14 protein-coding genes are annotated in these 19,327 nt (G+C 54.6%); 8 read left to right on the plus strand and 6 right to left on the minus strand.

All coding sequences use genetic code 11. The annotated features are described in order from the left end of the window. Positions 1-11: 11 nt before the first annotated feature. The 3 genes from FWJ25_RS17430 to FWJ25_RS17440 form a co-directional block, all read right to left on the minus strand. Positions 12-2,195: a carboxy terminal-processing peptidase gene (locus FWJ25_RS17430; RefSeq protein ID WP_149601542.1), complete on the minus strand. Its 2,184-nt coding sequence runs from the start codon at positions 2,193-2,195 to the stop codon at positions 12-14. A 225-nt stretch (positions 2,196-2,420) separates the two neighbouring features. Beyond that, positions 2,421-4,571: a 3-hydroxyacyl-CoA dehydrogenase NAD-binding domain-containing protein gene (locus FWJ25_RS17435; protein ID WP_149601543.1), complete on the minus strand. Its 2,151-nt coding sequence runs from the start codon at positions 4,569-4,571 to the stop codon at positions 2,421-2,423. Between the two features lie 28 nt (positions 4,572-4,599). Further along, positions 4,600-5,808: an acetyl-CoA C-acetyltransferase gene (locus tag FWJ25_RS17440; protein ID WP_149601544.1), complete on the minus strand. Its 1,209-nt coding sequence runs from the start codon at positions 5,806-5,808 to the stop codon at positions 4,600-4,602. A gap of 213 nt (positions 5,809-6,021) precedes the next feature. Between FWJ25_RS17440 and FWJ25_RS17445 the strand changes: the two genes are divergently transcribed. After that, complete coding sequence (locus tag FWJ25_RS17445) at positions 6,022-6,285, plus strand: late competence development ComFB family protein (protein ID WP_149601545.1); 264 nt, start codon at positions 6,022-6,024, stop codon at positions 6,283-6,285. 12 nt (positions 6,286-6,297) lie between these two features. Here FWJ25_RS17445 and FWJ25_RS17450 read toward each other — a convergent pair whose 3' ends face one another. Further along, entirely contained in the window at positions 6,298-8,766 is a 2,469-nt protein-coding gene (locus tag FWJ25_RS17450; protein WP_149601546.1) for a DUF349 domain-containing protein, read from the minus strand. 167 nt (positions 8,767-8,933) lie between these two features. On the opposite strand from FWJ25_RS17450, the gene FWJ25_RS17455 reads away from it, so the two are divergent. Continuing rightward, positions 8,934-9,410, plus strand: coding sequence for a regulatory protein RecX (locus tag FWJ25_RS17455; protein ID WP_149601547.1), 477 nt, complete (start codon positions 8,934-8,936; stop codon positions 9,408-9,410). A gap of 18 nt (positions 9,411-9,428) precedes the next feature. Here the strand turns inward: FWJ25_RS17455 and mltF are convergent, their stop codons facing one another. Next, positions 9,429-10,889: a membrane-bound lytic murein transglycosylase MltF gene (gene mltF, locus FWJ25_RS17460; protein WP_149601558.1), complete on the minus strand. Its 1,461-nt coding sequence runs from the start codon at positions 10,887-10,889 to the stop codon at positions 9,429-9,431. A gap of 325 nt (positions 10,890-11,214) precedes the next feature. On the opposite strand from mltF, the gene purL reads away from it, so the two are divergent. Continuing rightward, complete coding sequence (purL, locus tag FWJ25_RS17465) at positions 11,215-15,120, plus strand: phosphoribosylformylglycinamidine synthase (RefSeq protein WP_149601548.1); 3,906 nt, start codon at positions 11,215-11,217, stop codon at positions 15,118-15,120. A 415-nt stretch (positions 15,121-15,535) separates the two neighbouring features. Next, positions 15,536-15,847, plus strand: a complete 312-nt coding sequence (locus tag FWJ25_RS17470; RefSeq protein WP_149601549.1) for a YqfO family protein — start codon at positions 15,536-15,538, stop codon at positions 15,845-15,847. Here FWJ25_RS17470 and FWJ25_RS17475 read toward each other — a convergent pair. Further along, positions 15,842-16,405, minus strand: a complete 564-nt coding sequence (locus FWJ25_RS17475) for an NUDIX hydrolase (RefSeq protein WP_149601550.1) — start codon at positions 16,403-16,405, stop codon at positions 15,842-15,844. The genes FWJ25_RS17470 and FWJ25_RS17475 overlap by 6 nt on opposite strands. A 97-nt stretch (positions 16,406-16,502) precedes the next feature. Here FWJ25_RS17475 and FWJ25_RS17480 point away from each other — a divergent pair, with 97 nt between their 5' ends. The 4 genes from FWJ25_RS17480 to purT are packed head-to-tail and all read left to right on the plus strand — an operon-like array spanning position 16,503 to position 19,002. Next, entirely contained in the window at positions 16,503-17,102 is a 600-nt protein-coding gene (locus FWJ25_RS17480) for a CoA pyrophosphatase (RefSeq protein ID WP_149601551.1), read from the plus strand. Next, positions 17,092-17,625, plus strand: a complete 534-nt coding sequence (locus FWJ25_RS17485; protein ID WP_149601552.1) for a gamma carbonic anhydrase family protein — start codon at positions 17,092-17,094, stop codon at positions 17,623-17,625. Before FWJ25_RS17480 ends, FWJ25_RS17485 begins: the two co-directional genes overlap by 11 nt. Next, positions 17,622-17,804 carry a DUF1289 domain-containing protein gene (locus FWJ25_RS17490; protein ID WP_149601553.1) on the plus strand — a complete coding sequence of 61 codons (183 nt, stop codon included), beginning with the start codon at positions 17,622-17,624 and terminating at the stop codon, positions 17,802-17,804. Before FWJ25_RS17485 ends, FWJ25_RS17490 begins: the two co-directional genes overlap by 4 nt. 1 nt (position 17,805) lies before the next feature. Continuing rightward, complete coding sequence (gene purT / locus FWJ25_RS17495) at positions 17,806-19,002, plus strand: formate-dependent phosphoribosylglycinamide formyltransferase (RefSeq protein WP_149601554.1); 1,197 nt, start codon at positions 17,806-17,808, stop codon at positions 19,000-19,002. The last annotated feature ends 325 nt before the right edge of the window (positions 19,003-19,327 follow it).

Raw genomic sequence — 19,327 nt, forward strand, 5'->3', positions numbered from 1 at the left:
CCGGTTCCCGGTTACTGGTTCGGGGCCTGGGCCTGGGCCTGGGCTGCAAACTGGGTTGGCTCATCGATGGAGGCCATATGCTTGTCCAGTTCCAGCATGTCGGCCATGATGTAGCCACCTTCCCGGATAACAAAATCCAGCTCTTCATCGGTCTTGTCGAGATCAGCTGCCTGCTGGTCCTGCCAGTCGTCGAGTTCGTCCAGAGTTTTGAACGGCTCTTCGCCCCGGATTTGCCGGCGTGCATTGGCAATGGTCAGACGGGTTTGTTCCACTTGCTCGTGTTCCTGTTTGCGGACATCGAGGTTCAGACTGACGGAGTCCTGTTCTCTCTGTTCGTTCAGGAAATCGATTTCCTGCTGCAGCAGGCTGAATTCAGGGCTGTCAGCAAAACGTTCTTCGTGGCGCTTGCGCAACTCATCGATGATGCCGCTGAAATCGAAGTACCGGGTATGGGGCACAGCTTCGATCTGATCCCAGGGCAGGGCGTGCTCCAGCGCATCCTCGCCAATGCGTGTTTTGTCGATGCGGGTCGGGATTTCAATATCCGGAATAACCCCTTTGTGCTGGGTTGAACCTCCGGATACCCGATAGAATTTGGACTGCGTAATCTTCAGCTGGCCGTGGTTCAGGGGGCGGACCGCCTGTACAGTGCCCTTGCCGAAGGTTTGGGAGCCAACAACCAGGCCCCGTCCATAATCCTGTATCGCCCCGGCGAAGATTTCCGAGGCGGACGCACTCATCCGGTTGGTCAGTACGACCAGAGGGCCATCATAGGCTACGGAAGGATCCTCATCGTTCAGCACCTGAACGGTGTTGTTGGAGTTGCGGATCTGGACTGTGGGGCCTTTGTCGATAAACAGACCGACGAGATCGTTGGCTTCGTGCAGGGCTCCTCCGCCGTTATTGCGAAGATCAATCACCAGCCCGTCAACGCCCTGTTCTTCCAGTTCGCTGATCAGCTTCCGGACGTCACGAGTGGTGCTCTTGTAGTCCGGATCGCCGGCTTGCATGGCCTGAAAATCGGCGTAGAAGGTCGGGATAGTGATAACGCCCACGGTATAGTCTGAACCGTCCCGGTTGAGCTGAATGACATCCTTGCTGGCACTTTGTTCCTCCAGCTTCACTTCGTCCCGGGTGATGGCGATGCTTTTGGTGATCGTCTCATCGGTCGCGCTGGATGGAATCACCTCAAGGGTCACCACCGAATTTCGGGGGCCGCGGATCAGGTCCACGACCTCGTCGAGGCGCCAGCCGATGACGTTGACGGGCTTTTCATCATCCTGTGCAACAGACACGATGCGATCAGCAGGCTGCAATTGCCCTTGCTGGGAGGCTGGGCCGCCAGGAACCAGGCGAACCACTTTGGTGTATTCATTGTCTGATTGCAGTACCGCACCGATGCCTTCCAGAGAAAGGCTCATGTTGATATTGAAGTTCTCGGATGTGCGCGGCGAAAAATACGATGTGTGAGGATCCCACATGCCGGTAAAGGCATTCATGTAGGCCTGGAACGCGTCTTCACTTCTTGCCTGGTAGGCGCGCTTGAGTTGCCCTTCGTAGCGGCGCTGCAGGTTTTCAGTGATGGTGTCGTCATCGCTGCCGTTGAGGCGCTGGGCGAGTACGGCATTTTTGATACGCTTGATCCATAGCGCGTCAAGGGCCGCACTGTCCGTTGCCCATTCAGCATCGGAGCGGTCGAGCAGAATGCTTTCGTCAGAACTGAAATTCAGCTTGTCGAGGCCATCGTCTATGACATCCAAAGCAAACTGGAGCCGTTCAATGACTCGTTGCTGGACAAGGTTGTAGATATCGAAACCCGGTTGCAACTGCCCTGTTTTAAGGGCAGAGCCAAGGTGGTTACGAATCTGACTGAAGGTCGACACATCATCCTGGGTGAGGTAAATCCGCTGGCCGTCCAGGTAATCGAGGTACGCATCAAAGACTTGTCCGGAAAGCTCGTCACTGATTCCCAGATCGCGGAAGTGCGTAAACTGAAGCTGACGGGCAATAAGGATGTTCGCTCGGGCCTGATCGATGGTTGGTGCCACCGGTTCATAGACCTTTGCGTCGTCCATCGTTGCCTGAACACCCAGCGGCATTGAGAACAACAGGGCAACGGAGATTGCCCTGCACAGGCCGGTGTGCCGTTTAACGTTGTTGATGCAGCGTGCGATGTTTTTTTCCGCGATGGTCATAATACGTACCTGACGGTGTAGGGTGAGAGGCTGGAACGGGTGCCTCTCTTTCCCGAAAGCGAATAAATTTATTGTAGGCAAGCGCCAGAGCCGTTGCCATAGTCAGGGCGTATCGGTTCGTGACAATCTGTCCATGAACCGGTCAGATTGTTAACGTTGAGAAAGGCTTACCGTATAGAAAATTATCGATGCCGGAGGGGAATCCCCTCCGGCAGGGTGAATGGATCAGGCAAAGGAGGTATTGGATTCCGCTTTCTCCAGCAACAGTTTTGGCGCGGCGAAGCGCTCTCCGTACTGTTGTTCCAGCTCCCGCGCGCGTTCAGCAAACGCCCGGACGCCGTACTGGTTGATGAACTGGATGGCTCCTCCGGTCCATGGGGCATAGCCAATGCCGAATATGCTACCGATGTTGGCGTCCTCCACCGTTCGCAGCACATTTTCCTCAAGGCACCGAACGGTTTCGATTGCCTGAATAAACAGTATTCTGTCTTTCAGATCCTGAAGTTGCACGGCTGCAGCCTTGTCGGAGTTCGTATAGAGGTTTTCCAGCTCTGGCCACAGGTATTTCCTGCCATTGGCCGGGTACTCATAGAAGCCTGCTCCAGCAGCCTTGCCCATACGCCCATGCGTGTTCACCATCTGGTCGATGACGGCTTCGGCCGGGTGTGCATTCCATTGACCTCCAGCCGCTTCGGTGTCATGTTTGCTCTGGTCCCGGATGTGCTGCATCAGCGTCATGCTGACTTCATCAGAGATCGCCAGGGGGCCTACCGGCATGCCGGCGAGCAAGCCCGCATTCTCAATGCTCGACGGGTGGATGCCTTCTCCAAGCATACTGATACCTTCGTTCACGAAGGTGCCGAACACTCGTGAGGTGAAGAAACCGCGGCTGTCGTTGACCACAATCGGAATCTTGCCGATTTGCTGGACATAGTCGAATGCCCGGGCGAGGGTTTCATCTGACGTTTTTTCGCCAACTATAATTTCCACCAACTGCATCTTGTCCACTGGGGAGAAGAAGTGCAGGCCGATAAAGTTTTCCGGCCGGGCAGACGCCTCAGCCAGCTGGGTGATGGGAATGGTGGAAGTGTTGGATGCAAAGATCCCGTTGTCGACCAGTTTGGGTTCTGCCTCGGCGGTTACGCTGGCTTTCAGTGTGCTGTCCTCGAAAACAGCCTCGATTACCAGATCACACCCTTCGAGGTCGTCGGCTGAATCGGTCGTTTTAATCCGACCAAGGATTGCCTGCATTTTGTCTTCTGTCATCCGGCCCCGGCTGACCTTCTTTGACAGCAGGTTCGACGCGTAACTTTTGCCTTTCTCGGCATTTTCGACGGATACGTCCTTAAGAACCACCTCGATACCGCGTACTGCCGTAGAGTAGGCAATGCCGGCGCCCATCATCCCGGCACCGAGCACGCCGACCTTGTTGAAGGTTTTCTTTTCAATACCATCAGGGCGACTCTCGCCTGCTTTGATGGCGTTAAGCTGAAACCAGAAGGTTCCGGTCATGTTTTTGGCGACCGGGCCAGTGACCAGTTCAGTAAAATAACGGGTTTCGATCAGGCTACCATTGTCAAAATCCACCTGAGCACCTTCGACGGCTGCCGACAGAATACGCTCTGGCGCCGGATAGCAGCCTTTGGTTTTTTGTTTGAGCATGGCGGGAGCGATCGCAAGTTTCTGCGCCATCGCGGGGTGATGCGGTGCCCCGCCTGGAAACCGGAAGCCTTTCTGGTCCCAGGGCTGCTTGCAGGTAGGGTTCGCCTCAATAAAGGCGCGGGCTTTGGCGATCATCTCTTCTGGCGATGCGGCCAGCTCATCAATGATGCCGGCTTTAAGGGCTGCCTTGGGGCTGACTTTCTTACCTTCCATGAGATAGGGAAAGGCGGCTTCGAGGCCAATCATACGGGGTAGACGCTGGGTGCCTCCTCCACCAGGAAGCAGGCCCAGGGTGACTTCCGGCAACCCGAGCTGAATCCTGTCATCATCCAGGGCAATCCTGTGATGGCAGGCGAGGGCGATTTCCAGCCCGCCGCCCAGGGCAGCGCCGTTGATGGCAGCGACCATGGGCTTTCCGGTGGTTTCCAGATAGCGCAAGTCGGTTTTTAGACCGTTGACCATCGTCTCGAACGCTTCGGCGTCTGCCCTGGTCACTTTGTGCAGTTCGTTCAGGTCGCCACCGGCAAAAAAGGTTTTTTTGGCGGATGCGATGATGATTCCTTTGATACTCTCCAGATCTTCTTTGACTTTATGGACAGTGGCTGCCAAAGCCTGTCGAAATTCGCCGTTCATGGTGTTGGCTGACTGGCCAGGCATGTCGATAGTCAGGGTCAGGATCTGATCTGGCCCCAATTCGTAGCGGATAGCGCTCATGTTCGTTTCTCCTTAAAAAGTAATGGGGTCAGACGCGTTCGATGATGGTGGCAATACCCATGCCGCCACCTACACAGAGTGTGGCCAGGCCGTATCGCAACTCACGGCGTTCCAGTTCGTCCAGCAGGGTACCGAGGATCATTGCTCCCGTAGCGCCAAGGGGGTGCCCCATGGCGATGGCACCTCCGTTGACGTTTACTTTTTCATCGGGGACGGACAGTTCTCTCTGGAAGCGCATGACGACGGAGGCAAAGGCTTCGTTCACCTCGAACAGATCAATCTGGTCTGCGCTCAGGCCCGCCTTTTCTAGCGCTTTGAGGGCCGCAGGTGCCGGGCCAGTGAGCATGATTGTGGGGTCCGTACTGGTGACTGCGGTCGCTACGATCCTGGCTCTGGGGGTGAGGCCAAGAGCCTTGCCTTTTGCTTCACTGCCAATGAGCATGGCCGTCGCGCCATCCACGATACCGGATGAGTTGCCTGCATGGTGAACGTGATTGATTTTCTCGACGTAGTGATATTTTTCGCGGGCGACAGCGTCAAAACCCATTTCCCCCATCATCTGGAATGAGGGTTTAAGGCCCGATAGCGACTCAACCGTTGTGTCGGCACGGACATGCTCGTCCCGGTCCAGGATCACTACGCCGTTCTGGTCGGTTACAGGTACGATGGACTGGGCAAAATATCCGTTTGCCCACGCATTGGCTGCCTTTTTCTGCGAACGCACAGCAAAGCTGTCTACATCTTCGCGGCTGAAACCTTCCAGGGTGGCGATGAGATCCGCACCAATACCCTGAGGCATGAACCCGGTATGCAGATTGGTAGCGGGGTCTGTGGCCCAGGCACCGCCGTCGGATCCCATAGGTACTCGAGACATGGCCTCGACGCCGCCGGCAACAACCAGATCTTCCCATCCTGATCGAACTTTCATGGCAGCCAGATTCACCGCTTCGAGGCCAGAGGCACAGAATCTGTTCAGGGTGACACCTGCGACCTTTTCATCCCAGTCGGCTGCGAGTGCTGCTGTTTTGGCAATATCAGCGCCCTGATCACCAACGGCTGTCACGCATCCCATGACGATGTCATCGACCTGCGCGGTATCAAGGCGGTTACGATGCTGGAGTGCGTTCAGAACTGTGGTCAGTAACGTGATCGGCTTTACGCTGTGCAGCGCGCCGTTATTTTTGCCTCTCCCCCTGGGGGTGCGGACTGCATCGAAAATATACGCCTCGGTAGTCATCTCTGATCCTCTGATGATTGTTGTGTAGAACAGAATTGCGTTGGGACAACCATAGCTGTTTGCGGATATCGGGCGTAATGACGTGGCCTGCCAATTACATTGGCGAAAATGCTCATGAGGCAATCGCAACGAATCTCCCGACTGCCATGACAGGCGCTCTAATGAGTTCTATGTTTAGAGGAACTCGCTGGTAAAGATTGGAGGCAGATGGTTATGTCCTTCCGAGATGCAATCGACAACTTTTATGAGCGGCTCGTACTGGATGCGATCCAGGCAACGCGGGACGATGGGGATACGGCTGATTATCTGACTGATGTCATGTGTGTGGCTTTGAACAGGTTACCCGCCCGGTACTACCGCCACTCCATTGATATGATGTTTTATCTTGCGGATGAAGAACTAAAGGACATGAAAATAAAATCCCTGGAAGCCGTGAAGGTCGCCAGGGATTTTGTCAGAGAGCACCAAAGAGGTTAAGACCTTCAGTGATTAGCCGTCGATAACGGCTGACAAGGCAGAATTGAGCCTCTGGGCCATTGTCTGATCGGGTTGTTCGGCGGATTCATTCAGGCACCAGCCCGCGACCAGCTTTTCCAGCTCAGTGAGTTGGTCGCCGGCCTTTTCTGAAGAACCCATGCCTTCGGCCAGCCTTTTTACCTGAATTTCCATTCTCTGATGCTGAGCTGACTCAGGAGATGGAATTCCGCCGAGGATCTCGGCGCGAATGACCAGTTCCTGAATGCTCAGTGTTTCCTGACCGGCGGCAAGGGCTGGCCAGTGTGCTGGCGCTTCTGCAGAGGCCACGGGGCCGGCAGTCCTTGCTGTCACCAACGATTGCCAGGACTGAATGTTGGCGGATAGCCGGTTAATCTCAATAGCCTGTTTCAGGCGCTTCTTCTCATTCTGAACCTGCTCCCTGGACGTGGAGGACAGGGCCGAGCTGTCGAGTGCTGCAAGCTTTTCAAGAGCGCTTGAGAGAGACTCGTTACTGCTGTTTCGATCAATCGTTTGTACCTCAGCCACCGCATCAGCTGCGGCCTGATCAGCCGCCTGGGTGGCCTGCTCCTGCTGAGAGCGCTGAACCTCGCGCCGGGCGAAGATCTGGTCACAGGCCTGGCGGAACAATTGCCACATTTTGCGATCTTCCCGGTGCCGCGTGATGCCAACCGCTTTCCAGTCGGACTGGAGTTTCTTGGCTTGATTCATGGCCTCCTGAAGTGGCTCGTGGCTGACCAGCGCGGTGGCCTGGTCGACAATATTCTGTTTGATGGCTTCGTTTTTCAGTCTTTCTTCATTCAGCGGTGCTTCGAGCTTCTTGAGCAGGTCGTCAAAATGCTTCTGAACCTGGCGGTTATCCCGGAATTCAACTGGCCATGCCGCTTTCCATTCCTGACGTGCCGTCTGGTGGATCTTTTCAGCAGCTTTCCATTCAATATTCGACCAGTCTGCTGCTTTCAGGAAAGCTTCAAGCTCGTCGCAAATGGCCTGGCGCTTTTCAAGGTTGGCCTGCTTCAGTCCGGATTTGGCGGAGAAGTAGGCTTTGCAAGGCTCGTAAGCCTTATCTGACGCTTCTTTGAAGCGGGCCCAGAGGGTCCGGTCGGAGGAGCCGCCAAGCTCTCGCCATTCATTTTGCAGTTCCTTGATGCGCTCGGCTTTGGCTTCCGGCTCCATCGGCTGCTGTGCGAGGTATTCCATTTGTTCGCACAGGGCAATCTGTTTGGGTTCTGTGGCAAAACCCTGCCAGTCAGAAAGCTCTCTGAATTGTCCCGTTAGTAACTGCATCCTGGCCTGAAACGGCTTGCCGTGGCGATTGTCGAGGTTTCGGTGTTGCTGCTGGGCGGTTTTAAGAAGTTGCTTGGATTCTTTTAGCTGTTTGGCTTCCAGAGCCTCTTCCAGCTTGGCAATGGTGGTTTCCAGTGCAGCGGTCAGTGCTTTTTGCTTTTCAACGTCGGCGCTATCAGGGGCAGGCCGTTCTTTGCGCTTTCCAGAGAGCTTTCGGGCATGTTCGAGAAGGGAGGGGGTTGGGAAACCCTCGGGCCAGTGTATTTCCCGACTCAGAGTCCGCGCTTGCTCCCGCTGGTCGTCGGTAGGTTCGGTTCCTGACGCCAAAACAGCTGCCATTTCGACAAGTGTTTCCTTGTCCTGGATGATGCGGCGAATGGCGCTCACGTAGTTGCGGAGACCATGCATTGCGGCTTCGTAGGTCTTCTGTTCCTGCTTGTCGACAGCAGTGTCGCGAGTAGCTTCAAGCCATCGATTTTCCTGGGTTTTCTGTAGCGCATCGAGGGAAGCCAGCGAGGGCAGTTCCTCAGGGGACTGTTCCTTAAGCTCATTCATCGTGGAGTTGATCAGGGCCAATGTCTCTGCGCGTTCTTCGCGTTGGGCCAGGTGGCGCTTTTCTTCCTCCAGTGCACTCTGAATAGACTGAAGACGCTGCTTGCAACGATGTACAGAATCCAGGAATTGTTGAGTCTGATCAGTTGCTGCTTCACTCTCAACGCTGGACCATTGTGCTATCAGGGAGTCCAGTCTGGCTTCATAGAGCTTGGTGTCATCGGTTTTTGCCAGCTCGGAAACGCTCCGGACCAAGTTTGTGATGTTCTGTGAGAGGTTTTCTTTCCGAGCCTGCTCTTCGCGGATTTTCTGAAGGGCCTGTTTGGTAATCTGATAGACACCTTTGTCCCGGCCCTTTGCCTGTTTCTGGACCGCATGCAGACAGGTTTCATCGGCCAGCCTTCCGGCGGCTTCCAGCCGTATTTCGGCAGTAAGGCCGCTGGTGGCGAGATCGCTCAGGGTTTTCTGGTCTGGTGTCCCTTTAAGGGCTGCGAGCTGCTGTTCCCGCTGCCTGGCACGTTCGTCCGTCTGTTGAGTATCGGCAGGAGGAGTCTGTCTCCGGGGCTTGGTGGAAGTTTCCGGAGATTTGCGGGATCTGAACAGTTTCTGGATGAATGCGGCCATGTGGGTATCCTTAATGGGATTGAAACCAGTCCGCGGCGTGGGCAAAGTGGCCCAACGCCGACCATCGACCTGCCATTGGCAGGTCGGATACACAATTCCGACGTGTGTCGGAAGAAAAATTCGGCCGCTAGTCTAGCGTTTTGTATGTGTTTGCGAAAAGGGTCTGTATGGCAAAACACGAAAATCTTGAGGACCAGGAATACAAGGCTCGCTCCGTAGCGTTACGGCTCTTGGCCCGGCGCGAACATAGCCGGCTCGAACTTTCGCTCAAGTTGCGTCAAAGAAAGCTTGATCAGCAGATTATTGATGCAGTCCTCGACGATTACGAAAAAGAGGGGTGGTTGGATGACCAGAGATTCGCCGAAGTCTATGCCCGTCAGCGCATGGAACTCGGCTATGGCGCCATCCGGATTCTGGGGGAGTTGCAGCAGCGGGGGGTAAAGAGCGCGCCAGAGAACCTTGACAGTATGACCGAGTCAGATTGGTGTCATCTGGTGACGAGGCTTCGAGAAAAGCGTTTCGGGTTGTCGGATCTCGCTGATGACTGGGACGAGAAGGTCCGTCAGGCTCGCTTTCTGACCCGCAGGGGATTTTCTTCCAGCCAGGTGGAAGCGGCGCTTGAGGCCCGGTCGACAGACGAGTAAGCAGCTGTATCAGAACGATCAGAGAGTGGGTGGGATCAGGCCCAGATCCGATGGCAGGCTGGCCTGAATGTCATCCGGGACGACCTTTTGGTTAGCCGGAGTCGTGTCTGGCGGTGTGCCCTCAAGGTTTACAATTTCTGAGACAGGTTCGGGCCGGGCCGGGGGGCGGTCTGTTATCCGTGCCAGCACGTCGTAATAACGGCGAATGTTCTGAACATAAAGCACGGGTTCATGGCCGCGGGCATAGCCAAACCGGGTTTTTTTGTACCATTCCTTTTGCGCAAGGAGAGGCAGGAATTCCTTAACGTCCATCCATCGATCGGGGTCCTTGCCTGCGCCCTCGGTGAGCCGTCTGGCGTCCTCAAGATGGCCAAAGCCAACGTTGTAGGAGGCCAGGGCGAACCAGGTGCGGTCGGGTTCCGGAATCCGGGCAGGGATCTTGTCGTGAACCATCTGGAAGTATTTCGAGCCGCCTTCAATGCTTTCCTCGGCATCCATCCGGTTGTTAATCCCGATGTAGCTTGCGGTATTGCGAGTGAGCATCATCAGACCCCGAACGCCCGTTGGAGAGACGGCGTTCGGGCGCCAGTGGGATTCCTGATAGCCGATAGCAGCCAGTAACCGCCAGTCCATTCCTGCATCCTTGGCATAACTCTGGAACAAGTGCTCATAGTTCGGGAGGCGGTTCTGGACGTGGTGCATGAAGGTGCGGGCGCCAACGTAGTTGAGCTGGTCCAGGTGTCCATAGAAGCGTTCAGAGAGTTGGGCCAGAGTGCCGTCTGCCTGCAGTTTCTGCAGGAACTGGTTGGCGGCGGTAATCAGAGTTTTGTCCTGGGCTTTCGGGAAAAGCCAGGCCAGCTCTTCCGGATCTCCCAGCGCGAAAGCTTCTTTTACGTGCGGGTAGAATACCTGGTTCAATTCCAGTTCGTTGGACGATACGACGGCATAGGCGAACTCTCCGCTTTCGACGCGGGCAAGAATGCCGGCTGCATCGATGCCCGGATGTACCTGCCACTGGTAGTTATCCTCGGTGTCCAGGTGGTGCTCATGGTTGCTGTCAGGAACCAGATGAAGTGTTTGTCCGGTGAGATCCTTAAGTGAGCCTGGGCGGCCATGCTCCCGGTTGTAAACGACGACAGACTGCGCTGCAATACCTGTCGGCAGCACCCGGTAAAGGTCGTCGATTCCCGCCTGTCCCGAAAGCCCGGCCATGCCGATATGGGCATAATCCCGGGATAGCACCGACAGTATTTCAGTATTGTCGTCGGCGACCCGTATACGCAGTTCTACGCCAAGCTCTTCAGCAAAACGCTTCGCCAGCTCGTAGTCATAGCCAGTCTCGCCCTCGCGCCCTTCATAGTAAATAGAGGGGGCTTCACGAGTAATAACGTGCAGCACACCTTCATTGAGAACTTCCTGAAGGGTTGTCGGGCGTGAGCAGGCGGTAACTGAGAGGATGACACTGACTAACAGGGCCATCCGCGCTGGAACGCTGGCAAGTGTGGTTAGCAATCTGGACAAATCCCTGAACTCCATACAGCTGGATCTTGGGGATACGTCAGGGATTCAGTAAAGGGACGTATCCGGTATCTTGCTGGGTGTGGCTTCCGTTTCCACCTTTATATGATCTCTGGTGCTGCAGGTCGGGTCAATAAATCTGATTAATTAATGTGCAAAATAATGTCAATTATACGGGAAGTCCGATACGGCACTTACGCTGTATCCCGAGGCTTCTTTCGAGTATCATTGCGCCCTTTCAGATTGCACCCGGATTTCTCCGTTTCGCGCGATACAGGTTGATATCATGCTTGAACTTCGCGGCGCTCCCGCGCTCTCGTCCTTCCGTTCCCGCAAATTGCATTCCCGGATTCAGGAAATTGTTCCTGAGGTGGAGCATGTCTATGCCGAGTTCATGCACTTCGTGGATCTCGATGACAGTCTCTCAGATTCGGAGCAGGCTGTTCTGGATCGGCTGCTGGTTTATGGTCCCAGTGTGCCGGTTGAAGAACCCGACGGCGTACTGTTTCTGGTGGTTCCGCGCCCGGGCACACTGTCGCCCTGGTCCAGTAAGGCGACTGACATCGCCAGAAATTGTGGCCTTCGCCAGATCCACCGTATCGAGCGAGGCACTGCGTACTATATTCGTGCGGCCAGGAAGCTGAGCCTTGAGCAGCGTGAACACATTGCGGCTCTGCTGCACGACCGCATGACCCAGAAAGTGTTTCATGAGATGGGTGGTGCGGAGCTGTTGTTCAGCCATGAGGAACCGCGTCTCCTGGGGCGGGTATCCGTGCTTGAGGGCGGACGCACTGCTCTGGTTGAGGCCAATGTGCGTTTGGGGTTGGCACTGGCTGAGGATGAGATTGATTATCTGGTCAAGTCCTTTACCGATCTTCAGAGAGACCCGACTGACGTCGAGCTGATGATGTTTGCCCAGGCTAACTCCGAGCATTGTCGTCACAAAATCTTTAATGCCTCCTGGGATATCGACGGAGAAGGGCAGGAGAAATCCTTGTTCGCAATGATCCGCAACACCTTTGAAATGAACAGCGAAGGTGTGCTCTCAGCCTACAAGGATAATGCCTCTGTCATTCGCGGCAGCCGTGGCGGTCGTTTCTTCCCGGATCCCGATACTGGTGTGTACGGATATAACGAGGAAGACATCCACATTCTGATGAAGGTGGAGACTCACAACCACCCGACCGCCATTGCGCCAGCTGCGGGTTCTGCCACTGGATCCGGTGGTGAAATTCGTGACGAAGGCGCTACCGGACGAGGTTCAAAGCCGAAGGCCGGCCTCACTGGCTTTACAGTGTCCAACCTGAACCTGCCTGGAGATCCCCAACCGTGGGAGATCGGTTACGGCAAGCCGGAGCGTATTGCGTCTGCGCTGGATATCATGATCGAAGGCCCCATCGGTGGCGCTTCCTTCAACAATGAATTTGGTCGCCCGAACCTGGCTGGCTATTTCCGTACCTTTGAAGAAAAGGTTCCGGGTGCTGCTGGTGAAGAGGTGCGTGGTTACCACAAGCCCATCATGATTGCCGGCGGCCTCGGCAATATCCGGGGGGAGCATGTCGAGAAGGGGAATATCCCGGTCGGTGCCAAGCTGATTGTGCTTGGCGGGCCTTCCATGCTGATCGGTCTCGGGGGTGGCGCTGCGTCTTCCATGGACTCTGGTTCCAGTAACGAAAATCTGGATTTTGCCTCGGTTCAGCGTGACAACCCGGAAATGGAACGTCGTTGCCAGGAAGTTATCGACCGTTGCTGGCAGATGGGGGATAACAACCCGATTTGCTTCATCCACGACGTGGGCGCGGGCGGACTGTCCAATGCCATGCCGGAGCTGGTGAAAGACGGTGGTCGCGGCGGTAAGTTTGAACTCCGTGAAATCCCGAGTGATGAGCCGGGAATGTCTCCGCTTGAGATCTGGTGTAACGAGTCTCAGGAACGTTACGTGATGGCGGTGGCTCCGGAAAATCTCGAGTTGTTTGATGCCTTGTGCCGTCGCGAGCGCTGCCCATACGCGGTCGTCGGTGAGGCAACCGAAGCTCACCATCTGGAACTTGGTGATTCTTACTTTGACGACAAGCCTGTCGATCTGCCGATGGAGGTGCTGTTTGGCAAGCCTCCACGCATGCATCGCAGTGTTAACCGGGCTTCGTTCACCAAGCCAATCTTTGACTCCACGAAAGTTGATCTTAACGATGCGATCCGTCGCGTTCTGCGTTTGCCATCTGTGGGGTCGAAGAGCTTCCTGATCACCATTGGTGACCGCACGATTACCGGTTTGGTTGCCCGTGATCAGATGGTCGGTCCATGGCAGGTTCCCGTTGCCGATGTTGCGGTAACGGCCAGCTCTTTTGATGTGCGTACCGGTGAGGCAATGGCCATGGGCGAGCGCACGCCCGTTGCGGTTATTGATGCTCCTGCATCCGGGCGGATGGCGGTGGGTGAGGTTATTACCAACCTGGCAGCGGCGTCCATCAACAAACTGTCTGATATCCGTCTGTCTGCAAACTGGATGGCTGCAGCCGGTCACCCCGGTGAAGATGAAAACCTTTACGAAACGGTTCGTGCGGTGGGCATGGAACTGTGTCCGGAGCTCGGAATTACTATTCCGGTGGGCAAGGACTCCATGTCCATGAAGACCACCTGGGAAGAGGATAATGGCGAACAGAAGAGCGTTACCGCACCACTGTCGCTGATTATCAGCGGTTTTGCGCCGGTTACTGATGTGGCTCGTACATTGACGCCACAGCTGGTAACTGACGCGGGAGAAACCGACCTTATCCTTGTGGATCTGGCGGCGGGTCAGAATCGATTGGGTGGTTCTGCTCTGGCCCAGGTTTATCGCCAGGTCGGTGCAGCTGCACCGGATCTGGATGATCCGGAGGATATCAAGGCATTCTTTGCAGTCATTCAGGGGCTTAACTCTGATAGCAAACTGCTGGCATACCATGACCGTTCCGACGGTGGTCTCTTTGTGACCCTGGCCGAAATGGCCTTCGCTGGTCGCACTGGTATTGATGTGAAGCTGGACGGTCTGGCTGAAGATGCCTCCCAGTTCCCGCGTGAACTGTTTAACGAAGAGCTCGGGGCGGTTATTCAGGTTCGTCGTGGAGACACCGATTTTGTGCTGCAGCAGTTCTCGGCCGCGGGTCTCGGGGACCACACCAGCGTAATTGGCACCCTTAACGATGATGATCGCCTGCGCCTGAGCTTTGCCGGTGAACCTGTCGTCGAAGAGCCTCGGTCTGTGTTTCAGCGTCTGTGGGCAGAAACCAGTTATCGTATTCAGTCTCTGAGGGACAATGCCGATTGCGCCCAGGAAGAGTTCGATAATCTGCTTGATACCCAGGACCCGGGGCTGAATACAGAACTGACCTTTGATATTAACGAAGACATTGCTGCTCCGTTTATCAACAAGGGCGCGCGTCCGAAGGTGGCAGTGCTGCGTGAGCAGGGCGTGAACGGCCAGGTTGAGATGGCTGCCGCGTTTGACCGTGCAGGCTTCGAGTCGGTTGATGTGCACATGAGTGACCTGCTGTCTGGCCGCATATCGCTGGAAGGTTTCAACAGCCTGGTTGCGTGTGGCGGATTCTCCTACGGCGATGTTTTGGGTGCCGGCGAAGGATGGGCAAAATCCATCCTGTTCAGTGACCGGGTTCGGGATCAGTTTGCAGCGTTTTTCAACCGTCAGGATACCCTGGCGCTGGGTGTCTGTAACGGCTGTCAGATGTTGTCAAATCTGCACGAGTTGATTCCGGGTAGTGAAGGTTGGCCGCGCTTTGTTCGCAACCAGTCTGAGCAGTTCGAAGCTCGCTTCGTGATGGCTGAGGTAACACAATCACCTTCCGCCTTCCTGGATGGAATGGCTGGTTCCCGGATGCCAATCGCTGTTGCTCACGGGGAAGGTCGTATCGAATTTTCCGGAGACGCCTCTGCGGCGGGTCTGACGGATAATGAGTTGGTTGCCCTGCGTTACGTTGATAACCGTGGCCAAGCGACGGAGCGGTACCCCTATAACCCGAACGGCTCAGAAAGCGGTATTACCGGTGTTACTACTCGGGATGGTCGAGTCACAATTATGATGCCTCATCCGGAGCGAGTGTTCCGTGCTGTTCAGCATTCCTGGCATCCAGACTCATGGCAGGAGGATGGCCCCTGGATCCGAATGTTCCGGAATGCGCGTCGCTGGTTCGGCTAATCTGGAATGATCTAAAAAGGCCGGCCTGGGAAATGCTGTATTGGAGCATTTTTCAGGTCGGCTTTTTTTGTTTTTCTGCCTTGCTTCTGTTCAGTTTGCAAGCTTCAAAAGTCACAAAAAACGTAAAATTTCCCTTGACTCGATATTTTTATGCACACTCATGGTGCCTGCTGCCTGTTATGTGCGCAAAATGATTGGATTTGAACTTAAATTCTTATTGAAAAATATAACTTATTGAAAATAAATGAAAAATATAATCGGGTGATTTTGTCGCCAATTTGACATGGAGTCAGTAATTACGGGGTTTGGGGGGCTGTTCCCAAAAACTTTCCCCAGAGTTATCCACAGAATCTGTGGGTAAGTTTCTAAGGTACTAATCTGCCCAAAAAATCTTCAAATAGGATGGGGGTATTAGATGTATAAGCTTTGTTACTTTGTTCCGGAAAGCCATCTGGAGGAGACAAAGATAGCGCTCTTTGAAGCGGGAGCGGGGCGCATCGGTGATTACGATCGTTGTGCCTGGCAGTGTCTGGGGCAGGGCCAGTTTCGTCCCCTTGATGGAAGCGATCCTTTTTTGGGGAAAGTAGGGGAAATCGAAAAAGTGAGGGAATACAAGGTTGAGCTGGTTTGTGCGGATGAGCGAATTGCCGATGCGGTTCTGGCTCTGAAGCAGGCTCATCCGTATGAAGAGCCTGCTTACGAGGTTTATCGATTGGAAAACCTATAACGGTTCTTTGCTTTTTTCGGCGCCCATTGGCCGACGAATGTCTTTGATGTGAACTCCGTAGCTGGCATTGCGGGTGTCTTCAATGAACAGTTCCAGCGTTTTCCGGACGGTGGGGAATGAAATTTCATCCCATGGGATCTCGTCCAGCCCGAAAAGGCGGGACTCCAGTGACTCCTCGCCGGCTCCGAACCGACCATCCTTCAGGCTTGCACGATAAAACATGTGAACCTGATTGATATGGGGGACATCAATAATTGAATAGAGACCTTCGATGTCAACGTCTGCCAGCGCTTCCTCAAGGGTCTCGCGAGCGGCCGCCTCAACGGTTGTCTCTGCATTTTCCATAAAGCCTGCAGGCAGGGTCCAGTAGCCGTAGCGCGGTTCAATGGCTCGCCGACACAGCAGGATTTTTCCTTCCCAGACAGGAACTGTGCCAGCAACGATGCGAGGGTTCTGGTAATGTATTGTGTCGCAGCTGATGCATACATAGCGGTAACGGTTATCGCCTTCGGGGATGCGTTGTTCAACCGGTTGGCCGCATGTGCTGCAGTACTTCATGTTTTTCCCCGTATACTGTTTGTGGTTTGGTAGTCAGTGTAACCATCGACGCTGCCGCTGTCTCACCCTATGTCATGATTTACCGCGGAGTTCCATTGTGCGCGATTTTCTTGCCGGGCGCCTTGCCGGTTACGCCCCCAGACAGCTGACCCTTGATTATCCGGAAGCCGGTATCCTGGTTCCGGTTACAGACAGTGACAGCAACCCCGAAATGATCTTTACCCTGAGATCGGCGAATCTGAGTACCCATAGCGGACAGGTGGCCTATCCCGGGGGCAAAAGGGATCCTGAGGATCACTCACTGGTGGCCACGGCTCTGAGAGAAACCCACGAGGAAATCGGCTTGCCACCGGACCAGGTCCAGGTGATCGCGCCCCTCAGCCAGGTCATGTCCCGCCATGGCATTCTCGTTACGCCGTATGTCGGCGTCGTTCCGGGTGATCATCCACTTCAACACAATCCCGACGAAATAGAGAGCATCTTCAAGGTTCCCCTGTCATTTTTTCTGGAAGACAAACGTGAGCGAACAGATGCACTGAATTTTTTAAATCATACTTTCCATGTGCCGTGTTACCGGTGGGAAAGGTACGAAATATGGGGAATGTCTGCAGTGGTTCTGGTCGACTTCCTGAACGCTGTGTACGATGCCGGTATTGATTTGCTGGAACCGCCTGAAGGAGGCAAGCATGTTTTATGAGCTGGATGGGCGCACACCAGAACTGGTCGGTGAGGAACAGTTCGTTGCCCATAATGCGACGGTCATTGGCAGCGTCCGGTTAATGGAGAAGAGCAGTGTCTGGTACAACGTCGTGATTCGTGGCGACAACGACCTTATTACGGTTGGTCCGGAAACGAATGTGCAGGATGGATCTGTTCTCCACACGGATTCTGGTATTCAGTTGACCCTTGGGCGTGGCGTGACTGTTGGTCACAAGGTTATGTTGCACGGGTGCGAGGTGGGCGATTACTCGCTGATCGGTATCAACGCTGTTGTGTTGAACGGGGCCAAAATTGGCAAGCACTGCCTGATTGGCGCCAATACCCTGATTCCGGAGGGCATGGAAATCCCGGATGGCTCTATGGTGATTGGTTCGCCGGGCAAGATCAGAAAAGAGTTGAATGATAGTCAGAAAAAAATGCTGGAGATGAGTGCCGCGCACTATGTTCAGAACGCAGCCCGGTATCGGCAGCAACTGAAAGTATGTGAACCGGTCCGATGAGAGCTTCAGATAAAGTTCGGTCGCCGTGTGTGAGCGTATGCGCGCTTGATGAAAATGACGTTTGCATCGGATGTCACCGCACCGGTGACGAAATTCTGCGTTGGACTCAAATGACCAATGACGAGCGCAGGGACGTTCTGCGCAAAGTGGCAAAGCGGGAAGAAAAGGTAGCCCTCTGAGATGACAGACACTAATACGGTAAGAATCGGAACACCCCTGAAAGGCAATGCATTCCGGGTTCTTTTTTGTGGCTCCGGCGAACTGGGCAAGGAAGTGGTCATTGAGCTTCAGCGCTATGGAGTGGAGGTCATTGCCATTGACCGTTATGCCGATGCTCCGGCCATGCAAGTGGCTCATCGTGCCCATGTGGTGGATATGCTTGACGCCCAGGCTCTGCGTTCGATCATTGAGCTTGAAAAGCCCAACCTTATTGTTCCCGAGATCGAAGCGATCGCAACACCGGAACTGGTGAAGCTTGAAGAGGAAGGGTATCGGGTTATCCCGACGGCCCGTGCGGTCAATCTGACCATGAATCGTGAAGGCATTCGCAGGTTGGCAGCAGAGGAGTTAGGGCTGCCGACGTCTCCATACCGTTTTGCTGGAACCAAAGAAGAATACCTCCAGGCTGTTCGCGACGTTGGGTTGCCGCTAGTCGTCAAACCGGTAATGAGTTCATCGGGTAAAGGCCAGAGCACCGTAAAATCTGAGGCCGATGTTGACGCAGCGTGGGATTATGCTCAGTCAGGCGGTCGTGCTGGTAAAGGGCGTGTAATTGTCGAGGGGTTTGTCGACTTCGAGTATGAAATTACCCTGCTCACCGTCCGTCACCGCGATGGTATTTCTTTCTGCGATCCGATCGGTCATCGTCAGGAGGACGGAGATTATCGTGAATCGTGGCAGCCGCAGGCAATGTCCCCAAAAGCATTAGAGCGTTCGCGTGAGATCGCGGAGGCGGTGGTTGCTGATCTTGGTGGTTACGGAATTTATGGCGTCGAACTTTTTGTTAAGGGAGATGATGTGTGGTTCTCCGAGGTATCTCCCCGTCCCCATGATACCGGGCTGGTAACGTTGGTCTCCCAGGATCTTTCTGAGTTTGCCTTGCATGCGCGGGCTATTTTGGGATTGCCCGTTCCGACAATTCGCCAAAACGGTCCAAGTGCATCTGCAGTCATATTGCCCGAAGGGGATTCCGGAGCGGTTGCTTATAGTGGTGTAGAGGCAGCTCTTGCCGAGCCCGACACCCAACTACGTCTGTTCGGTAAGCCGGAACTGAAAGGTAGGCGTCGAATGGGGGTGGCGCTTGCCAGGGGCGAGTCGATTGAAGAAGCGAAGGCCAGGGCTCGGAGCGCAGCAGCGGCCGTAAAGGTAGAGCTCTGAGGTTTTATCCCGCCAGGTTGGTTGTTATGTAGCCAGTTTGGTGGGGGTTTGATCGTTTGAGTAGGTGGAAACCGAAGCATAGGGAAATAAGTTGAAAAAGGTCGTTGACAGTTTTCCTGAGGGCTGTAGAATGCGCACCACTTCTGAGGGACAAGACGCCGAACGGGGTCGGTTCTGAAGAGTTAACCACTTGAAAGTGTTGAAGAAAAAGTTTTACGGATTCTTTGGAAAATAAGTGGTTGACAAGGTCGGGATTCGATGTAGAATACGCGGCCTTGATTGAGCAGAGGCTCAACGCTCTTTAAAAAGTTAACCAAGTAATTCG

It is taken from the genome of Marinobacter salinexigens (assembly GCF_008370345.1).
Taxonomy (GTDB): Bacteria; Pseudomonadota; Gammaproteobacteria; order Pseudomonadales; family Oleiphilaceae; genus Marinobacter; species Marinobacter salinexigens.

Excerpts from the sequence above, each read along its gene's own strand:
- FWJ25_RS17445 (WP_149601545.1), top strand. The coding sequence starts at position 6,022 with ATGTCCTTCCGAGATGCAATCGACAACTTTTATGAGCGGCTCGTACTG.
- FWJ25_RS17485 (WP_149601552.1), top strand. The coding sequence starts at position 17,092 with ATGTTTTATGAGCTGGATGGGCGCACACCAGAACTGGTCGGTGAGGAA.
- mltF (WP_149601558.1), bottom strand. The coding sequence starts at position 10,889 with ATGGCCCTGTTAGTCAGTGTCATCCTCTCAGTTACCGCCTGCTCACGC.
- FWJ25_RS17470 (WP_149601549.1), top strand. The coding sequence starts at position 15,536 with ATGTATAAGCTTTGTTACTTTGTTCCGGAAAGCCATCTGGAGGAGACA.
- FWJ25_RS17430 (WP_149601542.1), bottom strand. The coding sequence starts at position 2,195 with ATGACCATCGCGGAAAAAAACATCGCACGCTGCATCAACAACGTTAAA.
- purT (WP_149601554.1), top strand. The coding sequence starts at position 17,806 with ATGACAGACACTAATACGGTAAGAATCGGAACACCCCTGAAAGGCAAT.
- purL (WP_149601548.1), top strand. The coding sequence starts at position 11,215 with ATGCTTGAACTTCGCGGCGCTCCCGCGCTCTCGTCCTTCCGTTCCCGC.
- FWJ25_RS17440 (WP_149601544.1), bottom strand. The coding sequence starts at position 5,808 with ATGACTACCGAGGCGTATATTTTCGATGCAGTCCGCACCCCCAGGGGG.
- FWJ25_RS17475 (WP_149601550.1), bottom strand. The coding sequence starts at position 16,405 with ATGAAGTACTGCAGCACATGCGGCCAACCGGTTGAACAACGCATCCCC.
- FWJ25_RS17490 (WP_149601553.1), top strand. The coding sequence starts at position 17,622 with ATGAGAGCTTCAGATAAAGTTCGGTCGCCGTGTGTGAGCGTATGCGCG.
- FWJ25_RS17455 (WP_149601547.1), top strand. The coding sequence starts at position 8,934 with ATGGCAAAACACGAAAATCTTGAGGACCAGGAATACAAGGCTCGCTCC.
- FWJ25_RS17435 (WP_149601543.1), bottom strand. The coding sequence starts at position 4,571 with ATGAGCGCTATCCGCTACGAATTGGGGCCAGATCAGATCCTGACCCTG.
- FWJ25_RS17450 (WP_149601546.1), bottom strand. The coding sequence starts at position 8,766 with ATGGCCGCATTCATCCAGAAACTGTTCAGATCCCGCAAATCTCCGGAA.